The 23,881-nt window shown below is 69.4% G+C and carries 22 protein-coding genes; 9 read left to right on the top strand and 13 right to left on the bottom strand.

What is annotated here, in order from left to right; genetic code table 11:
• Window positions 1–150 precede the first annotated feature (150 nt).
• From B072_RS0127085 to B072_RS0127050, 8 genes are all read right to left on the bottom strand, one after another.
• On the bottom strand, window positions 151–1,494 hold the full coding sequence (locus B072_RS0127085) for a phage major capsid protein (protein ID WP_018533090.1): 1,344 nt from the start codon (window positions 1,492–1,494) through the stop codon (window positions 151–153).
• Between the two features lie 248 nt (window positions 1,495–1,742).
• Complete coding sequence (locus B072_RS0127080; protein WP_018533089.1) at window positions 1,743–2,027, bottom strand: hypothetical protein; 285 nt, start codon at window positions 2,025–2,027, stop codon at window positions 1,743–1,745.
• 170 nt (window positions 2,028–2,197) lie between these two features.
• The gene (locus B072_RS0127075) at window positions 2,198–2,590 is read right to left on the bottom strand and encodes a hypothetical protein (RefSeq protein WP_018533088.1); all 393 of its coding nucleotides are present in this window, start codon (window positions 2,588–2,590) and stop codon (window positions 2,198–2,200) included.
• Window positions 2,591–2,600: 10 nt separating this feature from the next.
• Entirely contained in the window at window positions 2,601–4,433 is a 1,833-nt protein-coding gene (locus B072_RS0127070) for a hypothetical protein (protein ID WP_018533087.1), read from the bottom strand.
• Window positions 4,433–5,332, bottom strand: a complete 900-nt coding sequence (locus tag B072_RS0127065; RefSeq protein ID WP_018533086.1) for a bifunctional DNA primase/polymerase — start codon at window positions 5,330–5,332, stop codon at window positions 4,433–4,435. The genes B072_RS0127070 and B072_RS0127065 overlap by 1 nt, the downstream gene beginning before the upstream one ends.
• A complete protein-coding gene (locus B072_RS0127060; RefSeq protein WP_158689250.1) occupies window positions 5,329–5,556 on the bottom strand; it encodes a hypothetical protein in 228 nt (75 codons plus the stop codon). Before B072_RS0127060 ends, B072_RS0127065 begins: the two co-directional genes overlap by 4 nt.
• Before the next feature lie 80 nt (window positions 5,557–5,636).
• Window positions 5,637–5,882 carry a helix-turn-helix transcriptional regulator gene (locus B072_RS44175; RefSeq protein WP_018533084.1) on the bottom strand — a complete coding sequence of 82 codons (246 nt, stop codon included), beginning with the start codon at window positions 5,880–5,882 and terminating at the stop codon, window positions 5,637–5,639.
• Window positions 5,879–6,088: a hypothetical protein gene (locus B072_RS0127050; protein WP_018533083.1), complete on the bottom strand. Its 210-nt coding sequence runs from the start codon at window positions 6,086–6,088 to the stop codon at window positions 5,879–5,881. Before B072_RS0127050 ends, B072_RS44175 begins: the two co-directional genes overlap by 4 nt.
• A 128-nt stretch (window positions 6,089–6,216) precedes the next feature.
• Between B072_RS0127050 and B072_RS45730 the strand changes: the two genes are divergently transcribed.
• A complete protein-coding gene (locus B072_RS45730; RefSeq protein WP_018533082.1) occupies window positions 6,217–6,870 on the top strand; it encodes a helix-turn-helix domain-containing protein in 654 nt (217 codons plus the stop codon).
• Window positions 6,863–8,050 (top strand): site-specific integrase, encoded by a 1,188-nt coding sequence (locus B072_RS0127040; protein WP_018533081.1) that lies wholly within the window; start codon window positions 6,863–6,865, stop codon window positions 8,048–8,050. The genes B072_RS45730 and B072_RS0127040 overlap by 8 nt, the downstream gene beginning before the upstream one ends.
• A gap of 183 nt (window positions 8,051–8,233) precedes the next feature.
• Here B072_RS0127040 and B072_RS0127035 read toward each other — a convergent pair whose 3' ends face one another.
• On the bottom strand, window positions 8,234–9,466 hold the full coding sequence (locus B072_RS0127035; protein WP_018533080.1) for an NYN domain-containing protein: 1,233 nt from the start codon (window positions 9,464–9,466) through the stop codon (window positions 8,234–8,236).
• 244 nt (window positions 9,467–9,710) lie between these two features.
• Between B072_RS0127035 and B072_RS48790 the strand changes: the two genes are divergently transcribed.
• Window positions 9,711–9,875 carry a hypothetical protein gene (locus B072_RS48790; protein WP_018533079.1) on the top strand — a complete coding sequence of 55 codons (165 nt, stop codon included), beginning with the start codon at window positions 9,711–9,713 and terminating at the stop codon, window positions 9,873–9,875.
• Between the two features lie 97 nt (window positions 9,876–9,972).
• Here the strand turns inward: B072_RS48790 and dnaE are convergent, their stop codons facing one another.
• A complete protein-coding gene (dnaE, locus tag B072_RS0127025; RefSeq protein ID WP_018533078.1) occupies window positions 9,973–13,512 on the bottom strand; it encodes a DNA polymerase III subunit alpha in 3,540 nt (1,179 codons plus the stop codon).
• Window positions 13,513–13,689: 177 nt separating this feature from the next.
• On the opposite strand from dnaE, the gene B072_RS0127020 reads away from it, so the two are divergent.
• From B072_RS0127020 to B072_RS0127000, 5 genes are all read left to right on the top strand, one after another.
• The gene (locus tag B072_RS0127020; RefSeq protein ID WP_018533077.1) at window positions 13,690–15,015 is read left to right on the top strand and encodes a DUF2252 domain-containing protein; all 1,326 of its coding nucleotides are present in this window, start codon (window positions 13,690–13,692) and stop codon (window positions 15,013–15,015) included.
• A gap of 55 nt (window positions 15,016–15,070) precedes the next feature.
• Complete coding sequence (locus tag B072_RS0127015) at window positions 15,071–15,751, top strand: hypothetical protein (protein ID WP_043244850.1); 681 nt, start codon at window positions 15,071–15,073, stop codon at window positions 15,749–15,751.
• 79 nt (window positions 15,752–15,830) lie between these two features.
• The gene (locus B072_RS0127010) at window positions 15,831–16,676 is read left to right on the top strand and encodes a DsbA family protein (RefSeq protein WP_018533075.1); all 846 of its coding nucleotides are present in this window, start codon (window positions 15,831–15,833) and stop codon (window positions 16,674–16,676) included.
• Window positions 16,677–16,770: 94 nt separating this feature from the next.
• A complete protein-coding gene (locus B072_RS0127005; protein WP_018533074.1) occupies window positions 16,771–18,426 on the top strand; it encodes an alkaline phosphatase D family protein in 1,656 nt (551 codons plus the stop codon).
• A gap of 303 nt (window positions 18,427–18,729) precedes the next feature.
• Window positions 18,730–19,728, top strand: coding sequence for a zinc metalloprotease (locus B072_RS0127000; RefSeq protein ID WP_018533073.1), 999 nt, complete (start codon window positions 18,730–18,732; stop codon window positions 19,726–19,728).
• A 7-nt stretch (window positions 19,729–19,735) separates the two neighbouring features.
• On the opposite strand, the gene B072_RS0126995 is transcribed toward B072_RS0127000, so the two are convergent.
• Window positions 19,736–20,305, bottom strand: a complete 570-nt coding sequence (locus tag B072_RS0126995; RefSeq protein ID WP_018533072.1) for a dienelactone hydrolase family protein — start codon at window positions 20,303–20,305, stop codon at window positions 19,736–19,738.
• 69 nt (window positions 20,306–20,374) lie between these two features.
• Between B072_RS0126995 and B072_RS0126990 the strand changes: the two genes are divergently transcribed.
• The gene (locus B072_RS0126990; protein WP_043244847.1) at window positions 20,375–21,469 is read left to right on the top strand and encodes a mechanosensitive ion channel family protein; all 1,095 of its coding nucleotides are present in this window, start codon (window positions 20,375–20,377) and stop codon (window positions 21,467–21,469) included.
• A 9-nt stretch (window positions 21,470–21,478) separates the two neighbouring features.
• Here B072_RS0126990 and B072_RS0126985 read toward each other — a convergent pair whose 3' ends face one another.
• Window positions 21,479–22,225, bottom strand: a complete 747-nt coding sequence (locus B072_RS0126985; protein WP_018533070.1) for an SDR family NAD(P)-dependent oxidoreductase — start codon at window positions 22,223–22,225, stop codon at window positions 21,479–21,481.
• Window positions 22,226–22,270: 45 nt separating this feature from the next.
• Window positions 22,271–23,857: a Na+/H+ antiporter gene (locus tag B072_RS0126980; protein WP_026246352.1), complete on the bottom strand. Its 1,587-nt coding sequence runs from the start codon at window positions 23,855–23,857 to the stop codon at window positions 22,271–22,273.
• Between the last annotated feature and the right edge of the window lie 24 nt (window positions 23,858–23,881).

The following is a 23,881-nucleotide window of genomic DNA, read 5'->3' as shown; positions in this document are numbered from 1 at the left end:
GTGCTTCCGCTCGACGGCGGACGCACCGACGACCCGCCACGCGTGGTGACGGGTCGTGATGTGGCAGGGCGCAGGCAGGTCATGGGCCTGGAAGCGGGCCTCACTGCCTTGCCGCGTGCGCTGACATCGCGGTTTGACGCCCTGCCGGGTCTAGAACACCGGGGGCACCAGGCCGGTTCCACCGATGACGCTGACGGCCTTGGGGTACCGCTCGGCGTGGATGGCCGCGTAGTTGAACACGCGCAGCAGCACGGACAGCTGGCCGGCCAGGGTCTCGCGGAAGGCTTCGGCCCTGAGCACGCCCTCGTACAGCAGCACGTCGTTGGTGCGCGCGACGATGATGCGGTCCTCGTTCGTGCCTGCTCCCAGGTTGGTGGGGATGTTGGGGTCGACGTAGACGGGCAGGCCCTGGAAGGTGCCGACGAACCCTTCGGAGACGACGTCGCCCATGGCGGCCAGGACGTTCTGCGGCATGTTCGCGGTGGGTACGACGAGCGGCCGGCCCTGGGTGTCGAGGCTGGCGGTGAACCAGGCCCACCGGCGGGGGTGCATGAACACCTTGTCGGGCGGCAGGAACCGCCCGGTGTGGATCTGCTGGATGGCGTCGGCACCCTTGGCGTACAGCTCGCCGACGGTGGGGGTGGCGTCGGTGTAGGTGATGGCGTTGATGCCGGACACGTTGAGGATGCCGCGCTTGTTCGCCGCGTTGTTGCTGATGACGAACGTGTCGAGCTTGACGGCGTAGTCGGCGACGAGGTCGGCGAGCAGGACGTCGTCCATGTTGACCGGGCTCTGGTCGAGGAGCTGCTGCGAGACGGTCTGCTTGCCCGCGATGGTCGCCACGTTGGCGCTCACGCTGTTCGTGGTCGCGTCGGTGTCCTGGACCGCGGTGTTCTGGCTGGCCTGCTCGGCGGTCGCGGTGCCGGTCGCGATGCGGGGAAGGCTGATCGTGTCGGTGCCCGGGGGCAGGGGCAGCTTGCGGACCTGGTCGGCGATGACGCGCCCGGCGCGGGCGAGGGTGACGGCTTCGTTGATGAGCCACAGCGGGGGCACGAACTCGCCGCCGGATCCGTCGGTCGTCGACAGGGCGCGGGTTTCCAGGGCGACTTCCCGCGTGTTGCGGTGCAGGCGGCCGGCCGCGTCGGCGTCGGCCCGCAGCGCCACGGCGGTCATGTCGCGCACCCAGGAGTGCCCGTGCACGTCGCCCTTGCGGTAGGTCGTCTCGTTGCTGGTGACGCTCAGGGAGGCCGTCTTGGGCGCGTACCGGGCGCGGAGCTCGGCCGCGGCGTCGGAGCGCTGCTCCGCGGCTTCTGCGCTCTCGATCTGCTCGTCGAGTGCGCGGATCTCGTCGCGCTTGGCGGAGAAGTCCGTCTGCTCGTCGGTGGAGAGGCTGGAGCGCTTCTCGGCCTCGACGGTCGCCAGGATGGCGTCCATGTCGGCCTTGGCCTGGGAGCGGGCGGCGCGGAGGTGGGGCAGGGAGACGTTGGGGGTCATGAGGTACGCCTTTCGGGAAGGGCGACGCAGCCCGCCTTGGGCGGGGCGTCGAATCTCAATCCCGGTAGGTGGTGGCCCAGGTGGTGGCGTGTAGCTCGTGCCCCGGCGTGGGCTCCGGCGTACCGGTGGCGGCCGTGTGCCGCCTCTTCTGTTGTGTGGTGCGACCCAGCACCGTTCCCATCAAGGGGAGTTGGTCACATAGTGCCACAAACTCCTACGGAGTAGGGCGTGTTCTGTGGGCGGGTGATCTAGCTGTCGGGGAGGCTGGCGAGTTCGCAGCCGAGGAAGCCGAGGACGACGTCGATGTCCGTGTCGGTGGCCGTGGCGAACAGAGACGCGATGCGCACCCCGAGGTAGGCGACGGCGCGCACGGCGTCCTGCGGGGTGTCTGCCCAGTGTTCTGTGGTGGTCTCGTCGACGAGGCGCGCGTACTGCGGGCCGGTGAGGCTGCCGTCGAGCATCTGGTGGGTGGCGGTCAGGAGGGCGAGGCCGGCGCGGAGTTCTGCGGGGCCGTCGATGTCGCGCAGGGTCACTGGGGGCTCCTCGGTGGGTGGGGTGAGGTGGGGGCACTGGCCGCCGTGTACGTCGTTGCAGGGCGGGGTGTGGGGTGTTCGGCAGAGGTGGGCGCCGCAGCCGCGCACGCACGGCCTGCCGCGCTTCCCGGGCAGGGGCCGGTCGCAGGTGGCGCAGCGGCGGCGGGCGGTCACGGCCGGCCGTCCTCGTCGGCCCAACTCATGTGATGGCCGGGCAGGTCGAACGCCCGGATGCCGTCTGGCCGTGTGCGTCCGGTGAGCGCGTAGTAGAGGTCGTGGCTGGCCTCGACGCGGTGCTCGTCGCAGACGGGGAGGCGGACGAGTTCCCCGCGGCCGTCGCGCTCGAATCGGAAGCCGATGGCGTCGCCCTCGTCGGTCACTTCGGCGAGCGCCACGGTCAGGAGGGTCGCTGATCGGGTGCATCCGTCGGGTTCGCCACAGCGGGTGCTGCGGAGACGGGCGGGGGCGCGCTCGATGCGGGTCTGCACGATGGCGTACCCGTGGTCGCGGACGTCGTCGGTGAGTGCGGCGAGCGGGCCAGGGGTGAGGGTGCGGTCAGGCATTGGTCCTCCTTCAGGCAGCGTCACGGCAAGCGCCGCAAAGGGGTGATCCGAGGGCGTTCCACTGCATTCGGCTGCAGCGCTCGCAGGGGGTCTGGGGGCGTAGTTCAGAGAGTGGGCGCATTTCAGCGTCCATAGCGTCCCCAGCGTCCATCAGCGCGGGAAAGCCCTGCTCAGACGGTGCGTCCGGGGTGGACGCTGAGAAGAGGGCAGCGTCCATGCCAGCGTCCACAGCGTCCATGTCCGGAGTGGGGGTGGACGCTGTAGCGTCCACCCCAGCGTCCACCCCGTTTCCGCTGGTCAGGCCCTCGTTTTCGTCCAGGGTGGACGCTGTGGACGCTGTCGCGCACCTTCTATCTGCTGTTGCCGTCAGCTTGTACAGGCGCTGCCGCTTCGGGGCGGGGCCGCGCTGGGAGTCGTCGACTTCGATGCCGATGGTCCGAAGCGCGGGGGCGAGCCGCTTCAACTGACCGCCGGCGCGCGTGGAGTCCTTCGGCCACTTCTTCGGGAGCTTGTCCGGGGTGTCGACGGTGTCGAGGATCTGCTGCGTTGTGAGCGTCAGCCCCTCCGGCCCAGCGCGGTCGACGAGCGCGACGACGGCCTGGGCGAACGGCTCGCCGTCGAGGACGTCTGCAACGGCGTCGCGTGCGCTGGCCCGGTAGCTCTCCATCGTGTTCCAGCCCTGCACCTGGTCGACCGCGGCAAGGACCCGCGCGAAGTCCGCCATGCGCGGGCGCTCGCTCAGCACGATGTCGGGCAGTACCTTCAGCACTCGGGCGAGCAGGTCGAACAGGGAGGCCAGGATGGATGCATGCGCCTCGGCATAGGCCGCATCCATCTCGTTCTCCTCGCGCCGCTTGGCGTCGGGGATGGTGTGCAGCTCGATGGTTACGAGGCGCTCGGCCAGGTCTCCCGCGAGCGCTCCGGCGTCGATGGTGGTCATGGCGAGGACACGCCGGAACTCCAGGACCACCACATCGTCGTCGGTGTACAGGGCGCGGTCGACGATGCCGTCTCCAGTCACCGCGCGGCACAGTGCGTCAGAAAGCCAATCTGGAATGATCGAGACGTTGTCGAGGCACAGGGCCCAGGAGTTGAACGCCTGCGTGGCCCACGCCTTGATGTCGCGCGGCGCGGTCCGCTTGGGTGCTCCGGACGGGTCGACGATGCCGATGACCATCTTGGCGGCGTAGGACTTGCCCGTGCCTTGCTCCCCACGGAACGTCAGGATCGGGTGGGGCAGATCAGGGATGAAGCAGGCGACCAGCCAGGCGACCAGGAGCTGAAAACCTTCCTCCCCGGTGTTGAGAAGGTCTTTCAGCTTGGCCAGCCCGTCGCCGTCGCTGATCGGTTCGGGCAGCGGCTTCATGGCTCCAGAGCGTCGGAACAGGACCGGTGACGATGCCTCCCGACGCCAGCCGTCCGGACCGATGGAGACGCAGCGGCCTTCGGGCGTCGCCAGGTCGACGACGATGCGCTCCTTGTGGCGGGCGACCCGGATGTGCAGCTGCTGCGGCTCGGCGTCGGCAGCGACGCCTTCCAGGACGGTCATAGCGTCGGTCAGCGCGGATTGGGAGGGGACGGACCCGCCGTGCGCGTCGGCGTACATGCGGGCCAGGTGAGAGCGAAGTCCGGCCCGGCCGCGGAGGGCGTACACGGTGTTCCCTCCGTCCTTCCTCACACCGTAGGGGCGACCGTCCTCGGACATGAACAGCTCGTACCGTTCACGCGCCAAGGCAGCGAGTTGGGACGCCTGAGAGGGCCCGCGGCCCTTCTCAACGTCGACTCCCGCGTCCTTCACGATGTCCTCGGCGCGGTCCTTAGTGGTCTTGCTGTCGTCGGTCATCAGGCGGCTCCCAGCACCTCGTCGCGGGCAGACCGGAGCGTCGCCTCGGCTTCCTTGTCCGGCAGGCCGATGTCGAAGGCGGCCCGGGTGAGGGCGTCCTCGGCCTGGTTGGCGTCGAGCCGTCCGGCTGCGGCGTGCTCGAACGCTTTGCATGCCGCCCAGTACAGGCGGTTGTTGCGCTGCCCCTCTGCGGCATCGAGGACGAACTTGACCAGCGCGACGAGGGCGCGGCCGCCGCTCGCCGGGGCCGCCGCTCGTGCGCCGACGATCCGGCGCGGCTGCTCCTTGGTTGCGGTCATCAGCGTGAGCAGCTGCTCGGGGATCGGGTGGACGGTGACGGCGTCGGGATCGGAGGCGAGCGTGTACAGGCCGCGCTCGCCGCGCGACCCGGGGCCGACGAGGTAGCCGCCCGAGTGCCGCACGTCGACCCCGGGGGCGATCTGTCCGGCCCGGTTGGGCACCTTCACATCGGATGGGCCGGTCCACCAGGCGTGATAGCCGCCGCGGGGGGTTCGGATGATGACGGTTCGGGGTACGGCGATGCCCTTACGGGCGCACAGCTTCCGCAGCTCCCATACGCCGTCGACCTGCTTTTCGGCGTCGCGATCGAGGTCGAGGCCAATCAGGTAGTGCGGCGGCCGGCCGCAGGCGATGCCGTAGCCGGTCGCGTGCCGCGCCGCCTCGAACATGGCGCGGATGCGGTCGGGGTCGCTGGTCGCGTCGTGCACGCCGTGCCCGAACCGCCCGCACTCACCACGGCACTTGGGCGTACCCGGAGGGTCGACCTTGTGCGGTGACGCGAGCGCCGGCAGCTTGCGCAGAGAGAGGGGGATGACGCCGAACTCGTGCGTGGCCGCGGCCTGTAGAGCGTTGTCGAGGGCGTTCTGCCAGTCACTCATGCCGCGGCCCCCTTCGCGCGTCGGGGCTGAAGGTCGTACTCGGTGCCGCAAGGGCCGGTGACCAGGCCGAGGTGTACGTGCCTGTGCCAGTCGGCGCAGCGGGGGCAGTGCGCCAGGAACTCGACGCGTCCGCGAGTGATGAGCACGAGCGGTCGGGCGACGGGAGTGCGCTCCTCGGCCGGGAACAGTCCGCCCTGGTGCGCCTCGTCGGCGTGGTGTGGCAAGCTGGCCGTAGTCGACCCGCTCGCCGCGGAGACTTTCTGAAACGCCCCGGATTCGGCCCGGGGCGTTTCTGCGTTCATGGTCATGCCGCTCCTTGCTCCTGCGCGGTCGCGGGGGGCTCTCCGGAGAGAAGCCGGATCAGGTCCGCAGTGACGACGACATGGCGTCGACCGAGCGGGAGGGTCTTGACGGGCGCTTCGCCCCGGTTGATGAGGTTGTGCAGGTGGGACCGACTGCAGCCGAGCGCGTTAGCGGCCTGGGTGACGGGCACCGTGGCGGGCCATGCCTTGCGGATGTCGGCGAGCGTGGGGCGCGAGGGCTTGGTCATGCCGCGCTCCGCGGTGTGACGGTGGCACTATCCAGCCACTTCTCGATTTCGGTGCGCCTGTAGAAGACGCGACCGGACCGCCCCTCAGCGGTCTTGATGTACGTCGGCCCATCCCCACGCCACCGACGCTCGGCCAGTGCGGCGACCGTGCCCAGCAGCGGGTACTCATCGGCGACTTGCTTGGGCGAAAGGAACTCGTCCCCCATCCCAACCTCCTTATGCGAACCATGCGTTGCTAATAAGGACCAAACGGTTCTATGCTGCACCCGTGAAGACCATAGCACTCAACACCGGCCCCACAACAAGGAGATCGCCGTTGCTTACGCTGTTGCCTATGACCGAGCACCAGCGCGGACGTCGCGCCATCGAGGTAGGACCGACCGGGCGCACTGTCGCGGAAAACATCGCCCGCCTGCGCGAGCGCTGCAGCATGACGACGCGCCAGCTGTCGGGGGCCCTGGAGCGCGCAGGGCGAGCCGTTCCCGCGTCGGGCATCACGCGCATGGAGAAGGCCGAGCGCGTCGTCACCGCTGACGAACTGGTCGCGCTTGCAGTCGTGTTCGGCGTGAGCCCGACGGCCCTCCTCCTGCCGCTCACGGATCGTCCGGGAACGATGGTTGAGGTGACCGGGGCCGGTGAAGTCGATGCCGCCGAGGCGTGGGATTGGGCAGAAGGGCGCCAGCCGCTCAAGAGCACGGGTCGCGATCCGCATGCTGCCGAGCTGGAATTCCTGGTGAACGGAGTGCCGCGCCTTCGCAGGATCTTGCGGCAGCATCCCGCCGGCCGCGCGCTCGCTGCTCTGCAGCAGCGCATTGATGCGCTCATCGCGCGCTCCGCGTACATCGACGACGGTGACGCCGAAGAAGTACAGGAAGTCGCGGAAGAGGCCCGCCGCGCTACCGAACGCGTCGTAGCCGAGGTGGATTACCTGAACGCGGCGAACGCCAAGGCGCGGCTGGCGCCGCGGGCAGGTGGCGGTGATGGCTGAGCCGAAGCGCATCGTCCTCCGGAGCGGGAAGGTGCGCTACCGCCTCATGGTGGACGCCGGCCGCGACGAGATGGGCAAGCGCAAACAACTGACGATCACGAAGGACACGGCGAAGGAGTGCCGGGCCGAACGAGACCGGATCATGCACCAGCGGTCGGCCGGGACGTACATCGCCCCAAACAAGATCACGCTTGCCGAGTGGCTGGATCAGTGGCTGAAGCACAAGGGGCGGGACGTCGAGGAGACGACGATCGCCAACTACCGCATGAGCCTGGTTCAGGTCTACGAGCGCCTGGGGCACGTGCGCCTTCAGGAGCTCACAGAGGAGATGGTGCAGGACTTCGTCGACTCCCTGGTCGCGGAGGGCCGGCGCAGAGGCGGCGTGCCAGGCACGCGCCTCGCGGTCTCCACGGTCGACGGCATCCTCCTTCGCCTGCGCAGCGCCCTCCGTCGCGCAGTCATCCGCAGGCTGATCCCCGTGAACGTGGCCGCCGAGGTGCGGCCGTCACTCGCCGACAAGAAGACCGACAAGCGGGAGCGGCAGCGGGCGAAGCCGTGGACTGTAGCCGAGGTGCAGACGTTCATCCGCGGCATCGCCGATGACCGTCTGTACGCGCCACTTCTGCTGAGCTTGATGGGGCTACGCCCCGCGGAGGTCTGCGGTCAGCGCTGGATCGACATCGACCTCGAGAAGCGTCTGCTGCTGATCGCGGTGACGCGGACCATGGTCGGCAATCGCCGGGTGCTGGAGAAGGACACGAAGACCGCGGCCGGGGAACGGGGCCTGCCGCTGCCGCGCGGCCCGTGGGAGGCGCTCGTGGCGTTCCGGGAGCTGCAGCGGGCGGAGAGCGAACGGGCGGGAGAGGGCTACACGCTCAGCGGGTACGTCGTCGTCGACGAGCTAGGCCGACCGATGAACACGCGGCAGCTGCGGGAGTACGCCTACCGCCTCATGGCGGATCTCGGGCTGCGGAAGGTGCGCCTGTACGACGCCCGTCACGCCGTGCTGAAGGCGCTCGCCCTCTCCGGGGTGCCTGACGTCATCCTGGCGGCTTGGGCGGGCCACACGAACGCGGCCTTCACGAAACGTAAGTACGTGTCCATCGAGCCGGAGGACATGCGGGGCGCCGCAGACGCTCTCGATGTCTTCCACGGCGTAGATCAAAAAGCCGTCCAGTGAGAAATTGTGAGATTTGATCTCCCGCAAGCGTTCCTAAATAGCGGTTGACCTGCACAAATACTGTCGCTGGTATAACAGAGGAACGAGAGTACGGGGTCAAGGCCCCAGCTTTGCGCCCGGGGCCGGACAAATGAGGCGACGCGCCGTCTCGGGCGCCCTCCGCAGCCCGGCCACCTGCGCCCTTCAGTCCCCCGCGGCAGCGTGCTCGACGCCGGTCCGCACACCGACCTCGCGCCAGAACCCGGCCCGGATCGCATACCGGTCGTGCTCGTCGATCTGATCGTCCTTATGGGCGAGCAGCCCGAACCGTGCCGCGTACCGGAGCAGCTCACCGTCGATCCGGTGCGGGACCCGCGGGTACATGGTCGACAGTTTCTGCAGCTCCGCCTGGTCGGCGAGCCGCTCCATCCACCTCCGCGCGAACACCTGACCCACCTCGTAGGGGTCACCGCCGACCGTGGTGATGTCCTCCTCCCGGTCGGCCCACCGCTGCTCGGCGGTGGTGAGCTGCGCCAGCGTCGGCAGCGAGGCCGACTCCGCGGTCTCCCCGCCGCCACCGGGGCGCTCGACCCACCCCTTGTCGGAGGACCACCGCAGCGTCGCGTTGGCCGGATGCTGGGTTGCCTGCGCGCCGGGCCCGCGCAGCGCGGCCAGGTCCTTCGGCGTGGGCACGCCCCTGCCCGCGCCCGACCGGTCCTCGGAGTCGCTCTCGGACCGCGCCGCGGGGGCGTGCTGCACCGGCGGCGCGTCCGCGGCCTCGTCGGCGGGGCGGCCCGCGGCGGCGAGCGCCGACTCGGGCAGCGGCGCGGAGAGGATCGCGGCGATCTCGGGGCGCGGTACGGGCGGCGGGGCGCAGATGCCGCCGAACTCCTTGGCGCGGACGGCCTTGGTGATCCAGGTCCGGTCGAGCACACGCCGCTCGTCGGCCTCGGCGACCAGGTCCTCGGACTGGTTGTAGTCCCCGTCGGCGGCCTGCACGGCCCACAGGTGGACGGCGACGCCGTGCTCCTTGGCGGCCATCATGCCGGGCAGCAGGTCCCCGTCGCCCGTGACGAGCACGACGTCCGAGCAGGCCCGGTTGCGCGCCAGCTCGGTCAGCTCGGCGTGCATGGCCGCGTCGACGCCCTTCTGCGCCCAGCGCCCGTCGGAGCGGGTCAGTGCGCCGAGCCGGACGGTGACGCGCGGCATGACGCGCAGCCTGCGGTGTTCGGGCTGCGGGACGCGGTCGGGGGCGCCGTCGAACCAGTAGATGCGCAGGAGCTGGCGCCCGGTCTCGGTCTCGGCGCGTTCGCGCAGCCCTTGGATGAGGGCGGCGTGGTCGACATGGATCCGGGACCGGGACGGCTCGCCCGCGAGGAGACTCGCGGCAGCACCCAGCAGATACCCGGCGTCCACCAGGACGATGCAACGGTCCACGCGATCCACCCTCTTTCGCCGACACGCCCGTGCGTTCGCTTCGGGTTTCCTTCGAGTCTGCCCGACAGCACGGGGCTTAACGGCCCGAACTCGATCTTCGGCGTGGCGGATGCCGTGAAGGAGGGACGAACACGGACCGATCCCCCTTGTTACTCACGGTAATTATCCGAAATGCGGTCTTGCGCACCCTATGTGAATCTGAATGCGGCCCTGGCCCCTAGTTCCCCCGCAGGAGGCAATCACCATGGCCAAGAACCGCAAGCAGAACCGCAATCAGCAGCAGAAGTCGGCGCAGGCTCAGGAAGAGGCCCGGTCGTCCGCCATGGAGGCCGAGGCGAAGTCGGCCGTCCAGGCCACGCCGGGGGATGTGGCCCGCAAGCACCGCGAGCGCCGCTTCGGTCACAACTGACCTATGGCGTAAGGCACATGACGCACGGCGAGGGCCGCACCCGGAATTCCGGGTGCGGCCCTCGCACATGGTCCGCCAGTCGCCGATGAGACCCGGCTCAGCCCGCCAGGCAGGACGGGCCGAGCAGCACCTTCAGGTCGCCGAAGAGCGCCGGGTCCGGCTTCACGCGGTGCCGGTCGAGCCGGAGCACCGTGGTCTTGCGCGGCCCCTGGAGCTTGATCCGCACCTCGCTGTCGCCCCGGTGGTGGCTCAGGATCTCGCCGAGGCGGCTGACCATCGGCGGGGTCACCTTCAGGGCGGGGATGGTGAGGATCACCGGCGCGTTGGTGCCCGCGTTCGACAGGTCGGGGACCTGCATCTCCATGGCGACCAGACGCGGCACGTCCTCGCGCTTGTCGAGGCGTCCCTTGACGAACACCACGGCGTCCTCGACGAGTTGGGTCGACACCAGCTGGTACGTCGCCGGGAAGAACATGCACTCGATGGAACCGGCGAGGTCCTCGACGGTCGCGATCGCCCACGCGTTGCCCTGCTTGGTCATCTTGCGCTGCAGGCCCGAGATGATGCCGCCCACGGTGACGACCGCGCCGTCCCCGAAGTCACCGCCGGTGAGCTGGCCGATACCGGCGTCGGCCTTGTCGCTGAGCACGTGCTCCAGGCCGAAGAGCGGGTGGTCGGAGACGTACAGGCCGAGCATCTCCCGCTCCTGGGCGAGCAGGTACGTCTTGTCCCACTCATCCGTGGAGAACTCGACGTCGAGCCCGAAGCCCGGGGCGTCGCTCTCCTCCTCGCCGCCGCCGAAGAGGTCGAACTGCCCCTCCGCTTCCTTCCTCTTGACCGCGACCACGTTGTCGATCATCGGCTCGTACTGCGCGGTGAGGCCCTTGCGGGTGTGTCCCATCGGGTCGAAGGCGCCCGCCTTGATGAGGGACTCGGTCGTCCTCTTGTTGCACGCCGCGGCCTCGACCTTGTCGAGGTAGTCGGGGAACGAGGTGTACTTCCCCTTGGCCTTGCGCGAGCGGATGATCGACTCGACCACGTTCGTGCCGACGTTGCGGACGGCCTCCAGGCCGAAGAGGATCACGTCGTCGCCCTGGGCGGCGAAGTTGTGCACCGACTCGTTCACGTCCGGCGGGAGGACCTTGATCTTCATGCGCCGGCACTCGTTGAGGTAGACGGCCGACTTGTCCTTGTCGTCCTTCACGGACGTCAGCAGCGCCGCCATGTACTCGGCCGGATAGTTCGCCTTCAGGTAGGCGGTCCAGTAGGTGACCAGGCCGTACGCGGAGGAGTGCGCCTTGTTGAACGCGTAGCCGGCGAACGGCACCAGCACGTCCCACAGGGCCTGGATCGCCGCGTCGGAGAAGCCGTTCCTGCGGGCGCCCTCCTGGAAGATGGTGAAGTTCTTCGCCAGTTCCTCGGGCTTCTTCTTGCCCATCACGCGGCGCAGGATGTCGGCCTCGCCGAGCGAGTACCCGGCGACGATCTGGGCGGCCTTCTGCACCTGCTCCTGGTACACGATGAGGCCGTAGGTCAGACCCAGCGTCTCCTTCAGGGGCTCTTCGAGCTCCGGGTGGATCGGCGTGATGTCCTGCCGGCCGTTCTTGCGCTCGGCGTAGTTCGTGTGCGAGTTCATGCCCATCGGGCCCGGCCGGTACAGGGCCGAGACGGCGGAAATGTCCTCGAAGTTGTCGGGCTGCATCTGGCGCAGCAGCGAACGCATCGGGCCGCCGTCGAACTGGAAGACGCCGAGCGTGTCACCGCGGCAGAGCAGTTCGAAGGTCTTCGGGTCGTCCAGCGGGAGCGACAGCATCTCCAGGTCGACGCCCTTGTTGGACCGCACCATCTTGACGGCGTCGTCCATGATCGTCAGGTTCCTGAGGCCCAGGAAGTCCATCTTGATCAGGCCGAGCGACTCGCACTGCGGGTAGTCCCACTGCGTGATGGTCACGCCGTCGGTGTGCCGGGTCCACAGCGGGGCGTGGTCGACGATCGGCTCGCTGGACATGATGACGCCGGCGGCGTGCACGCCCATCTGCCGGACCAGGCCCTCGACGCCCTTGGCGGTGTCGATGACCTTCTTGACGTCCGGCTCGTTCTCGTACATCCCGCGGATCTCGCCCGCCTCGCTGTAGCGGGGGTGCGAGGGGTCGGTGATGCCGGAGAGGTCGATGCCCTTGCCGAGGACGTCGGCGGGCATCGCCTTGGTGAGGCGGTCGCCCATCGCGTACGGGTAGCCGAGCACGCGCGCGGAGTCCTTGATCGCGTTCTTGGCCTTGATCTTTCCGTACGTGCCGATCATGGCGACCTTGTCGGCGCCGTACTTCTCGGTCACGTACCTGATCACTTCGACGCGCCTGCGCTCGTCGAAGTCGATGTCGACGTCGGGCATGGAGACGCGCTCGGGGTTGAGGAACCGCTCGAAGATCAGGCCGTGCGTGATCGGGTCGAGGTCGGTGATGCCCATGGCGTACGCGACGATCGAGCCGGCCGCGGAGCCTCGGCCCGGGCCCACCGCGATGCCGTTGTTCTTGGCCCACATGATGAAGTCGGCGACGACGAGGAAGTACCCCGGGAACCCCATCTGGATGATGATGTCCATCTCGTACTCGGCCTGCTTCTGCCGGTCGTCGGGGACACCGTCCGGGTAGCGCCGGTTCATGCCGCGGCGCACTTCCTCCTTGAACCAGGTGGTGTTGGTGTAGCCCTCTTCCGGGATGTCGAACTTCGGCATGAGGTCGCGCTTGTCGAACATGCCGGTGGTGTCGATCTGTTCGGCCACCAGGAGGGTGTTGCGGCAGCCCTCCTGCCAGGCGTCCGAGGAGTCGACGGCGTACATCTCGTCCGTCGACTTCAGGTAGTAGCCCGTGCCGTCGAACCGGAAGCGGTCCGGGTCGGAGAGGTTCTTGCCGGTCTGGATGCAGAGCAGGGCGTCGTGCGCGGTCGCCTCGTGGGCGTACGTGTAGTGCGAGTCGTTCGTCACCAGCGGCGGGATGCCGAGCTTCTTGCCGATCTCGAGGAGGCCGTCGCGGACCCGGCGCTCGATCTCGATGCCGTGGTCCATCAGCTCCAGGAAGTACCGGTCCTTGCCGAAGATGTCCTGGTACTCGGAGGCGGCCTTCAGGGCCTCGTCGAACTGGCCGAGGCGCAGCCGGGTCTGCAGCTCACCGGAGGGACAGCCGGTGGAGGCGATGAGGCCCTCGCTCCACTGGGAGATCGTCTCCTTGTCCATGCGCGGCCACTTCTGCAGCCAGCCCTCGGCGTACGCGTCCGAGGACAGCTTGAAGAGGTTGTGCAGGCCCGTCTTGTTCGCCGCCCAGATCGTCTTGTGTGTATAACCACCCGAACCGGACACGTCGTCGCGCTTCTGGTGCGGCTGGCCCCACTTGATCTTCCGCTTGTCGCGCCGCGACTCGGGGGCGACGTACGCCTCGATGCCGATGATCGGCGTGACGCCCGCGCTCTGCGCGGAGTGGAAGAAGTCGTACGCCCCGTGGAGGTTGCCGTGGTCGGACATGGCGATGTGCGTCATGCCCATCTCGTTGCACGCCTTGAACATGTCCTTCAGCCGCGCGGCACCGTCCAGCAGCGAGTACTGGGTGTGGACGTGCAGGTGCGTGAAGGGCGGCTTTGACACGGTTGGGGCCTCCGATGGAAAACGCGCGGCGACGGTCTGGGGACAGCTTGGAAGTCTACGGCCGACCGCTGACAACCGACGGGCACTCCGGAGTACGGTCGGGCGTTGGACAGGTCAGAACACCTGTCCTGCGTGTCACACAGCTCACGCACCATCCGCACCAGGAGGCACCCCGCGATGTCGGACCCGCAGCCCACCGCTGAGCAGCGCGGCGAGCAGATCCTCACCGTCTTCGACACCGCGTTCGGCGAGCTGCTGGCCGCGGACCCCGCCGCGTTCCGGGTGAAGTTCCGCAAGATGGCGGCCTCGGCGTTCGCGTTCTACCGCGGTACGGCGTGCCTCTTCTACCAGGACATCGAGCGCGAGCAGCACGGCGGCCCGTACCTGGACGACCGCACCAGCCGGGTGTGGATCCACGGCGACCTGCACGCGGAGAACTTCGGCACGTACATGGATGCGAACGGCCGGCTGGTCTTCAATGTGAACGACTTCGACGAGGCGTACGTCGGCCCCTTCACCTGGGACCTCAAGCGCCTCGCCGCCTCCTTGGCGCTGATCGGCTACGCCAAGGCGCTCAGTGACGAGCAGATCACCGACCTGGTGCGCACGTACGCGGCGGCCTACCGCGAGCGCATCCACTCCCTCGCCACCGGCGCCAAGAGCGACGAGGTGCCGCCCTTCACGCTGGACACGGCGCAGGGCCCGCTGATCGACGCGCTGCGCGACGCCCGTTCGCGCACCCGCTTCGAGCTGCTCGACTCCATGACGGAGATCCGCGACTTCGAGCGGCGCTTCGCGTCGGGCGGCGGCTCCGTCGAGCTGGACGCGGCGACGCGCTACAAGGTGCTGGCCGCCTTCGACGGCTACCTGGAGACGTTGCCGGAGTCGTCGCTGACCCGCCCGGACTCGTACCGGGTGAAGGACGTGGTGGGGCGCCGCGGCATCGGCATCGGCTCGGCGGGCCTGCCCTCGTACAACATCCTTCTCGAAGGCAACAGCGACGCCCTCGAGAACGACGTGATCATCTACATGAAGCAGGCCCAGACCCCGGCGGTCTCGCGGCACATCACGGACCCGGCGATCCGCGAGTACTTCCAGCACGAGGGGCACCGCACGGTCATCTCGCAGCGGGCGCTGCAGGCGCACGCCGACCCGTGGCTGGGCTGGACCGAGCTCGACGGCTCCGGGCAGCTGGTCGCCGAGGTCTCGCCGTACGCGGTGGACCTGGACTGGTCGGACATCGACGACACGGAGGAGATCGCGGCGGTCGTCGCCGACCTCGGCAGGGCCACCGCGACGATGCACGCGGCGGCCGACGACCAGTCCGGGGAGTCGCTGGTGCCGTTCTCCACGGAGCGCGCCATCGACGCGGCGATCGCCGCCGACGAGGACGGTTTCGCGGACCTTCTGGTCGATTTCGCGCACGAGTACGGCGCACGCGCGCGTGCCGACCACCAGATCTTCGTGGACCTCTTCCGCAACGGCCGGATTCCGGGCCTCTGACTCATAGCGACCCTTTAGGCATCGCTTACAGGAAGCCATGGCACACTCCTCGGCGATGGACGACATATCCGGGACCCAGCTCAGAGCCGTGCGCGCGGCGCTCTTCACGGCGGTTGTCGTGACGCTCTCCGCCGCGTCGCACGTGCTGCTGTCCCGGGTCCCGCTGCCGCTGCCGACGGTCGGCGCGATCGCCGCCGCCGTCTTCGTGATCGCGTACGCGCTCGCGGGGCGTGAGCGCGGCTTCGGGCGGATCGCGGCGCTGCTGATTCCGCTGGAACTGGCCGCGGACACGGTCTTCACCACCGGCCAGCACGTCTGTTACGGCGAGGCGGGCGGGCCGGTCGCCGGCACCCTGCGCTCGTTCGGCTTCGACGTGCTGTGCGCGGGCAACGTGGGCACGCCGCTGGCGCGGATGACCGGCGGCGGCACCGACCGGGCCGCCGCCCTGCTCGCCCACACCGACCCGGCGGCCTCCTGGCTGCTGCTCGGCGCGCACGTCACGGTCGGACTGGTCGCGGCCGTCTGGCTGCGCCGGGGCGAGCAGGCCCTGGCCCAACTGCTGCGCGCGGTGGCCGCGTTCGCGTTCCGGCCGCTGCTGATCGCCTGGGCCACGGTCACCGCCCACCTGGAGCCGGTGGCCCGCAGGCCGCGCCCCGCGGCCCGCGTACAGGCCGCGCACACCCGGATCTGGGTGCACTCCGTGGGACGGCGCGGACCGCCGTGCCCGGCCGCCTGAGCCCTCGTACAGCCGAGAGCCGCGGCCGCGAGCACGACAGTCCCCCGAACCACTTTCATCACCCCACGGAGTACAGATCATGAGCAAGCGCAACAGCCAGCAGGCGAAGACCGCGGCCCGCGAGCGGCTGCGCATCGAGCGCGAGCGCCAGGCCAAGAAGGCGAAGACGAAGCGGCAGGCGATCGTCGCGGGCTCCATCGTCGGTGTCCTCGCGGTGGTCGGCGTCGGCGGCTACCTCGTGGTGCAGGCCATGAAGCCCTCCCACTGGGAGACCGCGATGGACGCCAAGAGCGCCGACGTCGTGGCGCCCGCGAACACGTCGGGCACGAACGGCACCACCGTCACCATCGGCAAGGACAGCGCGAAGAAGACCCTGAAGCTGTACGAGGACTCGCGCTGCCCGGTCTGCGCCGCCTTCGAGCAGACGGTCGGTTCGACGGTCCACAAGGACGTCGAGGACGGCAAGTACAAGATCCAGTACATCGGTGCCACGTTCATCGACGGTGACGGCGGCGGCAAGGTCGGCACCAACGGCGAGGGCTCCAAGAACGCCCTCAGCGCGCTCGGCGCGGCCCTGAACGTGAGCCCGGACGCCTTCCTCGACTACAAGACCGCGCTCTACTCGAAGAAGTACCACCCCGAGGAGACCAAGGACGAGTTCAAGAGCGACGACTACCTGATCAAGGTCGCGAACACCGTCGACGCGCTCAAGGACAACAAGGCGTTCCAGAAGGCCGTCAGGAACGGCACCTATGACGACTGGGCGATGAAGATGTCCAAGACGTTCGACTCGAACAAGGACGACGTCACCGGCACGCCCAGCCTGGTCATGGACGGCAAGAAGCTGACCGGCTCGGACGGCCAGAACGCCCCGATGACGGTGGCCGAGTACCAGACCGCGATCGACAAGGCCCTCAAGGGCTGACTCGCCCGGCCCACCTGACGCGCCGCTGAAGGGCGGGCGAACTCTTCGGAGTTCGCCCGCCCTTTGCATGTACCGGTCAGTAGGGTGATCACCCGTGACCAGTCGACCTCTTTCCGTACCCTCAGAATCCCCGGCCCCCAGCCGCCGTACGGTCGTCAAGGCTGCGGCCGCCGGTGCCGCCCTCGCCGCGCCGCTGCTCGGCGCGCAGACCGCCCACGCGACCGAGGCGCCCGCCTTCCTGCACGGGGTCGCGTCCGGCGACCCGCTGCCCGACGGCGTCCTGCTGTGGACCCGCGTGACACCCACCGCCGAGGCCGTGCCCGGCTCCGGCAAGGGGCCCGACACGCAGGTGAGTTGGGAGCTGGCCGAGGACCAGGCGTTCCGCACCGTGGTGAGCCGGGGCAGCACGACCGCGAGCGCCGCCTCCGACCACACCGTGAAGGCGGATGTAAGGGGCTTACGCCCTGCGACCGCCTATTACTTCCGCTTCTCCGTGGGTGACACGTACTCGCCCACGGGACGCACCCGCACCACGCCCGCCGCCGACGCCCGCGAAGACCTGCGCTTCGGCGTCGTCTCCTGCGCCAACTGGGAGGCCGGCTACTTCTCCTCGTACCGGCATCTGGCGGCCCGCGGCGACCTGGACGCGGTCCTCCATCTCGGCGACTACCTCTACGAGTACAGGACGGGCGAGTACCCGGCCGCGCGGTACACCGTCCGGCAGCACCAGCCCGCCCACGAGATCGTCTCGCTCGCCGACTACCGGATCCGGCACGGCCTGCACAAGACGGACGACGACGTCCGGGCGATGCACGCCGCGCACCCGCTCGTCGCCATCTGGGACGACCACGAGTTCGCCAACGACGCCTGGTCGGGCGGCGCCGAGAACCACTCCCCCGACACCGAGGGCGACTGGGCGGCCCGCCAGCAGGCCGCCCAGCAGGCCTACTTCGAGTGGATGCCGGTACGGCCGTCCATCGCGGGCACGGTCTACCGGCGGCTTCGCTTCGGCGCGCTCGCCGATCTGCACCTGCTCGACCTCAGATCGTTCCGCTCCCAGCAGTCCGGCATCGGCGACGGCGCCGTGGACGACGCGGACCGTACGATCACGGGCCGCGCCCAGCTCGACTGGCTCAAGTCCGGGCTCGCCGCCTCCGACGCGCGCTGGAAGCTGGTCGGCACCTCGGTGATGATCTCGCCGGTCGCCTTCGGCTCGCTGCCCGCCCATCTCCTCGCTCCGCTGGCCGAGTTGCTGGGCCTGCCCCAGGAGGGTCTGGCCATCAACGTCGACCAGTGGGACGGCTACACGCACGACCGCAAGGAGCTCATCTCCCACCTGCGCGAGCGCGGCATCCGCGACACCGTCTTCCTGACCGGCGACATCCACATGGCGTGGGCCAACGACGTACCGGTGACGGCGGGCACGTACCCGCTCTCGCCGTCCGCCGCCACGGAGTTCGTGGTCACGTCGGTGACGTCGGACAACCTCGACGACATCCTGCACGTCGCGCCCGGCACCCTCTCCACGGTCGCCGAGGGCGCCGTCAGGGCCGCCAACCGGCACGTGAAGTGGCTGGACATGGACTCCCACGGCTACGGCGTCCTGGACGTCACGGCCGAGCGGGCGCAGATGGACTACTACGTGATCTCCGACCGCGCCGACAAGAACGCCACGGCCGCCTGGAAACGCTCGTACCGCACCCTCAGCGGCACCCAGAGGGTCGAGCGCGCCGAAGCGCCTGTGCGTTGAATTCCGGCCATCCGCAGGAACGTTAAGGGCGGATGACAGCGCTCACGGTGGGTGGTGCGCACGCGGACGGGCGCAAGCCCTAATGCGGACAACACCACCCGCCGCGACGACCGGTGCTGTTACGTCCGTGTCCCAAACTCCGGACGGGCACCGAATTTCTTCTCCCGCTTGCCCCGCTTTGCCGGGCACAACTCCGCGATCAACGCGGCCAGTTCACCGCTCTTCCCGGCATGGCATGACCACGTAATCTCCCCGCGGCGGCGAGGAAATCCCTCCCCGCCCGCATCCGCGAGGAGCCCCACCATGACCTCTTCCGCCCGTACGTCCCCCCTGGCCCCGCGCCTGCGCCGCCGCCTTCTCGGCACCGCGGTGATGGCCGGAACCCTGGCCCTGGTCCCGCTGTCCGCCCCCACCGGCAGCGCCGCCGCGAAGACCACGGCCGCGGAGAACTGCGCGACCGACGCGAACGCGGTGGCCCGCGTGAAGGAGGGCGCCCACACCGACAACGAGCCCAACCAGCTCAGCACGACGCAGGCCAAGGCCATGGACGCGGCCCTGCAGAAGAGACTCGACGCGATGCGCGCCGACGGCACCCTGCGCAAGGGCCTGGCCGCGGCCGCGTCGACGACGATCCCGGTGTACTTCCACGTCATCCACTCCGGCACCACCGGCAAGCTGTCGGCGTCGGCGATATCGGCGCAGATCAGTGTCCTGAACGCCGCCTACAGCGGTCAGGGCACCGGCAACAACGACTCGGGCTTCCAGTTCCAGCTGGCGGGAACCGACTACACGGACAACGCCTCCTGGTACAACGGCATCACCCCGGGCTCCTCCGCCGAGAAGTCCATGAAGTCCACGCTGCGCAAGGGCGGCGCGAACGCGCTGAACTTCTACACCGCCGACCTCGGCCAGGACCTGCTCGGCTGGGCGACCTTCCCGTCCTCGTACAAGTCGAACCCGTCCGACGACGGCGTGGTCGTCCTCGACACCTCGCTGCCCGGCGGATCGGCGACGAACTACAACGAGGGCGACACCGGCACCCATGAGATCGGCCACTGGATGGGGCTCTACCACACGTTCCAGGGCGGCTGTAACGGCAACGGCGACTACGTCTCCGACACCCCGGCCGAGAAGAGCGCCGCGTTCGAGTGCCCGACCGGGCGCGACACCTGCACCAACAAGACGGGCGTCGACCCGATCCACAACTTCATGGACTACACGTACGACTCCTGCATGTACCAGTTCACGGCGGGCCAGGTGACGCGCATGAAGGACAGCTGGACGGCCTACCGCGCGGGCTGACGTCCGGCTAGAGGGACTCGATGAAGCCGAGCGCCACCCGCCAGGTGGCCTCGGCGGCCTCCTCGTCGTAGTCGGGCAGGTCGGGGTCGGTGTAGAGGTGGCCGGCCCCGGCGTACCGGTAGACCTCGACGTCGGCGCCCGTGCGCCCCATCTGGAGGTACCAGGTGTTCAGCCAGTCGTCCGTCTCGAAGGCGTCGGGCGAGGCGACGTGCAGCTGGACGGGCAGCTCGTCCACGGACGCGCTCTCGGCGATGTCGGACGTCCCGTGCAGGAGCAGCAGACCACGCGCCTTCTCGTCACCCAGCGCGAGCGTCTGCGCGATCGAGGCGCCCAGCGAGAAGCCCGCGTACACGAGGCCGCGCTCGGAGTAGGGCGCGGCCGCCAGCACGGCCCGCTTGAGCAGTTCGTCCTTGCCGATCTCTTCCTTGTGGTCCATGCCCTCCTCGACGGTGTCGAAGGTGCGGCCCTCGTAGAGATCAGGGGTCCACACCTCGTGGCCGGCGGCGCGCAGCCGGTCGGCCGCGGCCTCCACCGCGGGCCGCAGACCGTACGACGAGTGGAAGAGCATGATGTTCATGGGGTCCATGGTGCCAGGAAGCTCTGAGGTTAGTCGTGGCCGATCCCGGTTACGGTCGAGAGCATGGAGATGGAGAACGTCCTGCGCCCACTGATCGTCGTCGGTGGCTCGGTCGTCATCACCCTGCTCGTCGGGTGGGGCGTCGACCGTCTGCTGCAGCGCGCCGACCGGCGACACCACGAGACGCCACTGTGGGGACTACTGCGCCGCTGCCGGCTGCCCCTCCAATTCGTGCTCTGCACGGCCTTGCTCCGGGGGTCGTACGACCAGACGAAGGTCGCCAAGGAGCACTCCGCCGGGATCGGCCAGACCCTCAGTCTGGTCCTCATCGGCGCCACCGCCTGGCTGGTCATCCGGATCGCCGCCGCCATCGTCGAGTCGTCCTACGCCCGTTACGCCAACGCCCACCGCGATCCGGCCCGGGTCCGCCGGGTGCGCACCCAGGTCACCCTGATCCAGCGGATCGTGACGGCGATCGTCGGCGTGGTGGCGGTGGCGGCGATGCTGCTGACGTTCCCCGAGATGCGCGCGGCCGGCGCCTCGCTGCTGGCCTCGGCCGGCATCCTCGGCATCGTCGCCGGTGTCGCCGCCCAGTCCACGCTCGGCAACCTCTTCGCCGGACTGCAGATCGCCTTCGGCGACATGGTGCGCATAGGGGACACCGTGGTCGTGGACGGCGAGTGGGGCACGGTCGAGGAGATCACTCTCACCTTCCTCGCCGTCCGCACCTGGGACGAGCGCCGGATCACGATGCCGGTGTCGTACTTCACGTCGAAGCCGTTCGAGAACTGGTCGCGCGGCGGCGTCCAGATGACCGGCACGGTCTTCTTCCACCTCGACCACAGCGCACCCGTCACCGAGATGCGCAAGAAGCTGCGCGACATCCTCGGCGAGTGCGCCGCCTGGGACGGCCGCGACTGGGGCCTGGCCGTCACCGACACCACGCCGTCCACGCTCCAGGTCCGCGCCCTGGTCACGGCCAAGGACGCGGACGACATCTGGACGGTCCGGGTCACGGTCCGCGAGCAGCTGATCCGCTGGCTGACCGATCAGCACCCGTACGCGCTGCCCCGGATCAACACCGCGCCGGCCCTGTCCGCGCCGGACGACGGCACGGTGTCCCTGTCCAGGGAAGGCCGCGCGCCGCGCACGGGTCGGGGCTAGCCCTTTCTCCTAGCGCCCCAGCATCTCCCCACCGTTGACCTGCACGATCTGTCCGGTGACATGCCCGGCGCCCGGGGATGCCAGCCACACCAGCGTGGCGGCGATGTCGTCGGGGGTTCCGGCACGGCCCGTCGGGATCGCGCCGACCCGGCGCCGGTACTCCTCCTGGGGCATGGACGGGCCGAAGAACTCGGTGTCCTCGACATAGCCGGGCGCGACGGCGTTCACCGTGATGCCGCGCGGCCCGAGGGCCTTGGCCAGGTCGAAGGTGTACGGGTGCAGGGCCGCCTTGGCGCCGCCGTACGCACCTGTGCCCGAGCCGCGCAGCGCGGCGACGGAGGACAGGAAGAGGATCCGGCCGCCGGGCGAGGTCAGATGCTCGCGCAGGGCCTCGGTCAGCAGGACCGAAGTGAGCGTGTTGATGCGGAAGTTGGTGGTCCAGGCGTGGGCGACGGCGTCGAGCGGATCGTCCCCGACGCCTTCGGCGGGTTCGAGCCGGCCGCTCCCGCCCGCGCTGTGCACCAGCACGTCGACCGTACCGCCGAACGCTTCGCGCGCGAACTCGGCGGCACCGCGCGCGCCCTGGACCGTACCGAGGTCGGCGGCATGGGTCAGGACGCCCGCCACATCAGCCTTCTGGAGCACCTCGGCTCGCCGCCCGACGATCAGTACCCGATCCCCTTCGGCCGCGAAGGCATGGGCCGCGGCGAGCCCGATTCCCGTACCGCCACCGGTGATGATCACATTGCGTGCCATATGCACGAGCCTAGATCATCGAGCGGGCCCGAACCATGGAATCCCCTAACGAAGGCTCCGCACGTCCAACTGCCGCAGCACCCGGTCCACCACCTCGGGATTGCCCCCGGGTTCGCTCCGCGCGGCCAGCACCTCGTGCCGCGCCGCCGACATCATCTCGGCCTGGATGCGCCGGATCCGCTTGATCCGCTTGTACCGCTTGGCCTGTGACTCGCGCCGCTCCTCGGCCCCCATCTCGGGGTTGATGCGCAGGCCGATGTCGTAGGCCCGGCGCAGCATCTGCTCCTGCACCTCCTCCGGCAGCTCCTCGACCTCCTCGATCTCCTTGAGCCGCCGCTTCGCGGCCTTCGCGGCGCGCAGGGCGAGATCCTTCTCGTACTCCTGCTCGGCCTCGGTGTCGGCGGTCACGTTCAGCTTCTTCACCAGCCAGGGCAGGCTCAGCCCCTGGAGCACGAGGGTCGCCATGATGACCCCGAAGGCGATGAAGACGATCTCGTCGCGGTCGGGGAACGGGGAGCCGTCGTCCATGGTCAGCGGAATGGCGAGGGCGAGCGCCACCGACGCCACCCCGCGCATCCCCGCCCACCACATGACGACGGTCTCGCGCCAGCTCACCGGGATCTCCTCCTCGACGTCGCGCCGCGCGTGCAGCCGTTGCGTCACCCAGGTCATCGGCAGCAGCCACAGCAGTCGTACGACGATGACGACGCCGACGACCGCGCCGGCCCAGCCGAGCATCTCGCCCCAGCGGCCCTCCGCCGTGCGCACCACGTTGTGCACCTCCAGGCCGATGAGGCCGAAGGCGACGCCGGTGACGAGTGTGTCGACGACGTCCCAGAAGGCACGTCCGGTGAGCCGGGTGAGCACGTCGTCGGCGTCGAAGGCGTGCTCGGCGAGGAAGATCGCCGTGGTCAGGACCGCGAGCACGCCCGAGCCCTTGAGCTCCTCGGCGAGGACGTAGGAGGCGTACGGGATGAGGAGGGTCATCCCGATCTGGAGGGTGGCGTCGCCGAGGTAGCTCATGAGCTTGTTGGCGGCCCAGCCGAGCGCGAGTCCGACGGCGACCGCGACGACCGCGGACAGGACGAGGTCGAGCGCGGCCCGCGGCAGCGAGAACGTACCGCTGACGGCGGCCGCGATGGCGACGTGGTACAGCACGATCGCGGTCACGTCGTTGAACAGACCCTCGCCCTCCAGGATCGACACCATGCGCCGGGGCAGCCCGAGTTGACCGGCGACGGCGGTCGCGGCGACCGGGTCGGGCGGCGCGACGAGCGCACCGAGCGCGACCGCGGCGGCGATCGGCAGCCCCGGCACGACAGCGTTCGCGACGACGGCGACGGCGGCCATGGTGACGAAGACGAGGGCGACGGCGAGCAGGAAGATCGGCCGCTTGTTCGCCGCGAACGACCGCCAGGACGTGCGGTGCACGGCCGCGTACAGGAGCGGCGGCAGGACGAGCGGCAGGATCAGATCAGGGTCGATGTCGACGTTCGGAACGGCCCGGATCAGGGCGAGGACGATGCCGAGCAGGGTCATCAGGACGGGCGCGGGCAGCTTGAGCCGGTCGCCGAGCGGCACGCTCAGGACAGCCCCGAGCAACAGCACGAACAGCAGGGCCAATTGATCCACGGGGGCTCCGACCGGGCTCGACGA

Origin of the sequence: Streptomyces sp. HmicA12, from assembly GCF_000373565.1 — a bacterium.
Classification (GTDB): domain Bacteria; phylum Actinomycetota; class Actinomycetes; order Streptomycetales; family Streptomycetaceae; genus Streptomyces.
The sequence above is the reverse complement of the archived record's forward strand: the minus strand, read 5'-3'. Positions and strand labels throughout refer to the sequence as shown.

Bases quoted from the DNA above. Each gene is read 5' to 3' on its own strand.
- B072_RS0127075 (WP_018533088.1), bottom strand. From the start codon at position 2,590: ATGCCTGACCGCACCCTCACCCCTGGCCCGCTCGCCGCACTCACCGAC.
- B072_RS0127065 (WP_018533086.1), bottom strand. From the start codon at position 5,332: ATGAGTGACTGGCAGAACGCCCTCGACAACGCTCTACAGGCCGCGGCC.
- B072_RS44175 (WP_018533084.1), bottom strand. From the start codon at position 5,882: ATGACCAAGCCCTCGCGCCCCACGCTCGCCGACATCCGCAAGGCATGG.
- B072_RS0126985 (WP_018533070.1), bottom strand. From the start codon at position 22,225: ATGGCACGCAATGTGATCATCACCGGTGGCGGTACGGGAATCGGGCTC.
- B072_RS0127050 (WP_018533083.1), bottom strand. From the start codon at position 6,088: ATGGGGGACGAGTTCCTTTCGCCCAAGCAAGTCGCCGATGAGTACCCG.
- B072_RS0126995 (WP_018533072.1), bottom strand. From the start codon at position 20,305: ATGAACATCATGCTCTTCCACTCGTCGTACGGTCTGCGGCCCGCGGTG.
- B072_RS0127015 (WP_043244850.1), top strand. From the start codon at position 15,071: ATGGACGACATATCCGGGACCCAGCTCAGAGCCGTGCGCGCGGCGCTC.
- B072_RS0127010 (WP_018533075.1), top strand. From the start codon at position 15,831: ATGAGCAAGCGCAACAGCCAGCAGGCGAAGACCGCGGCCCGCGAGCGG.
- B072_RS0126990 (WP_043244847.1), top strand. From the start codon at position 20,375: ATGGAGAACGTCCTGCGCCCACTGATCGTCGTCGGTGGCTCGGTCGTC.
- B072_RS48790 (WP_018533079.1), top strand. From the start codon at position 9,711: ATGGCCAAGAACCGCAAGCAGAACCGCAATCAGCAGCAGAAGTCGGCG.
- B072_RS0127085 (WP_018533090.1), bottom strand. From the start codon at position 1,494: ATGACCCCCAACGTCTCCCTGCCCCACCTCCGCGCCGCCCGCTCCCAG.
- B072_RS45730 (WP_018533082.1), top strand. From the start codon at position 6,217: ATGACCGAGCACCAGCGCGGACGTCGCGCCATCGAGGTAGGACCGACC.
- B072_RS0127070 (WP_018533087.1), bottom strand. From the start codon at position 4,433: ATGACCGACGACAGCAAGACCACTAAGGACCGCGCCGAGGACATCGTG.
- B072_RS0127020 (WP_018533077.1), top strand. From the start codon at position 13,690: ATGTCGGACCCGCAGCCCACCGCTGAGCAGCGCGGCGAGCAGATCCTC.
- B072_RS0127040 (WP_018533081.1), top strand. From the start codon at position 6,863: ATGGCTGAGCCGAAGCGCATCGTCCTCCGGAGCGGGAAGGTGCGCTAC.
- B072_RS0127000 (WP_018533073.1), top strand. From the start codon at position 18,730: ATGACCTCTTCCGCCCGTACGTCCCCCCTGGCCCCGCGCCTGCGCCGC.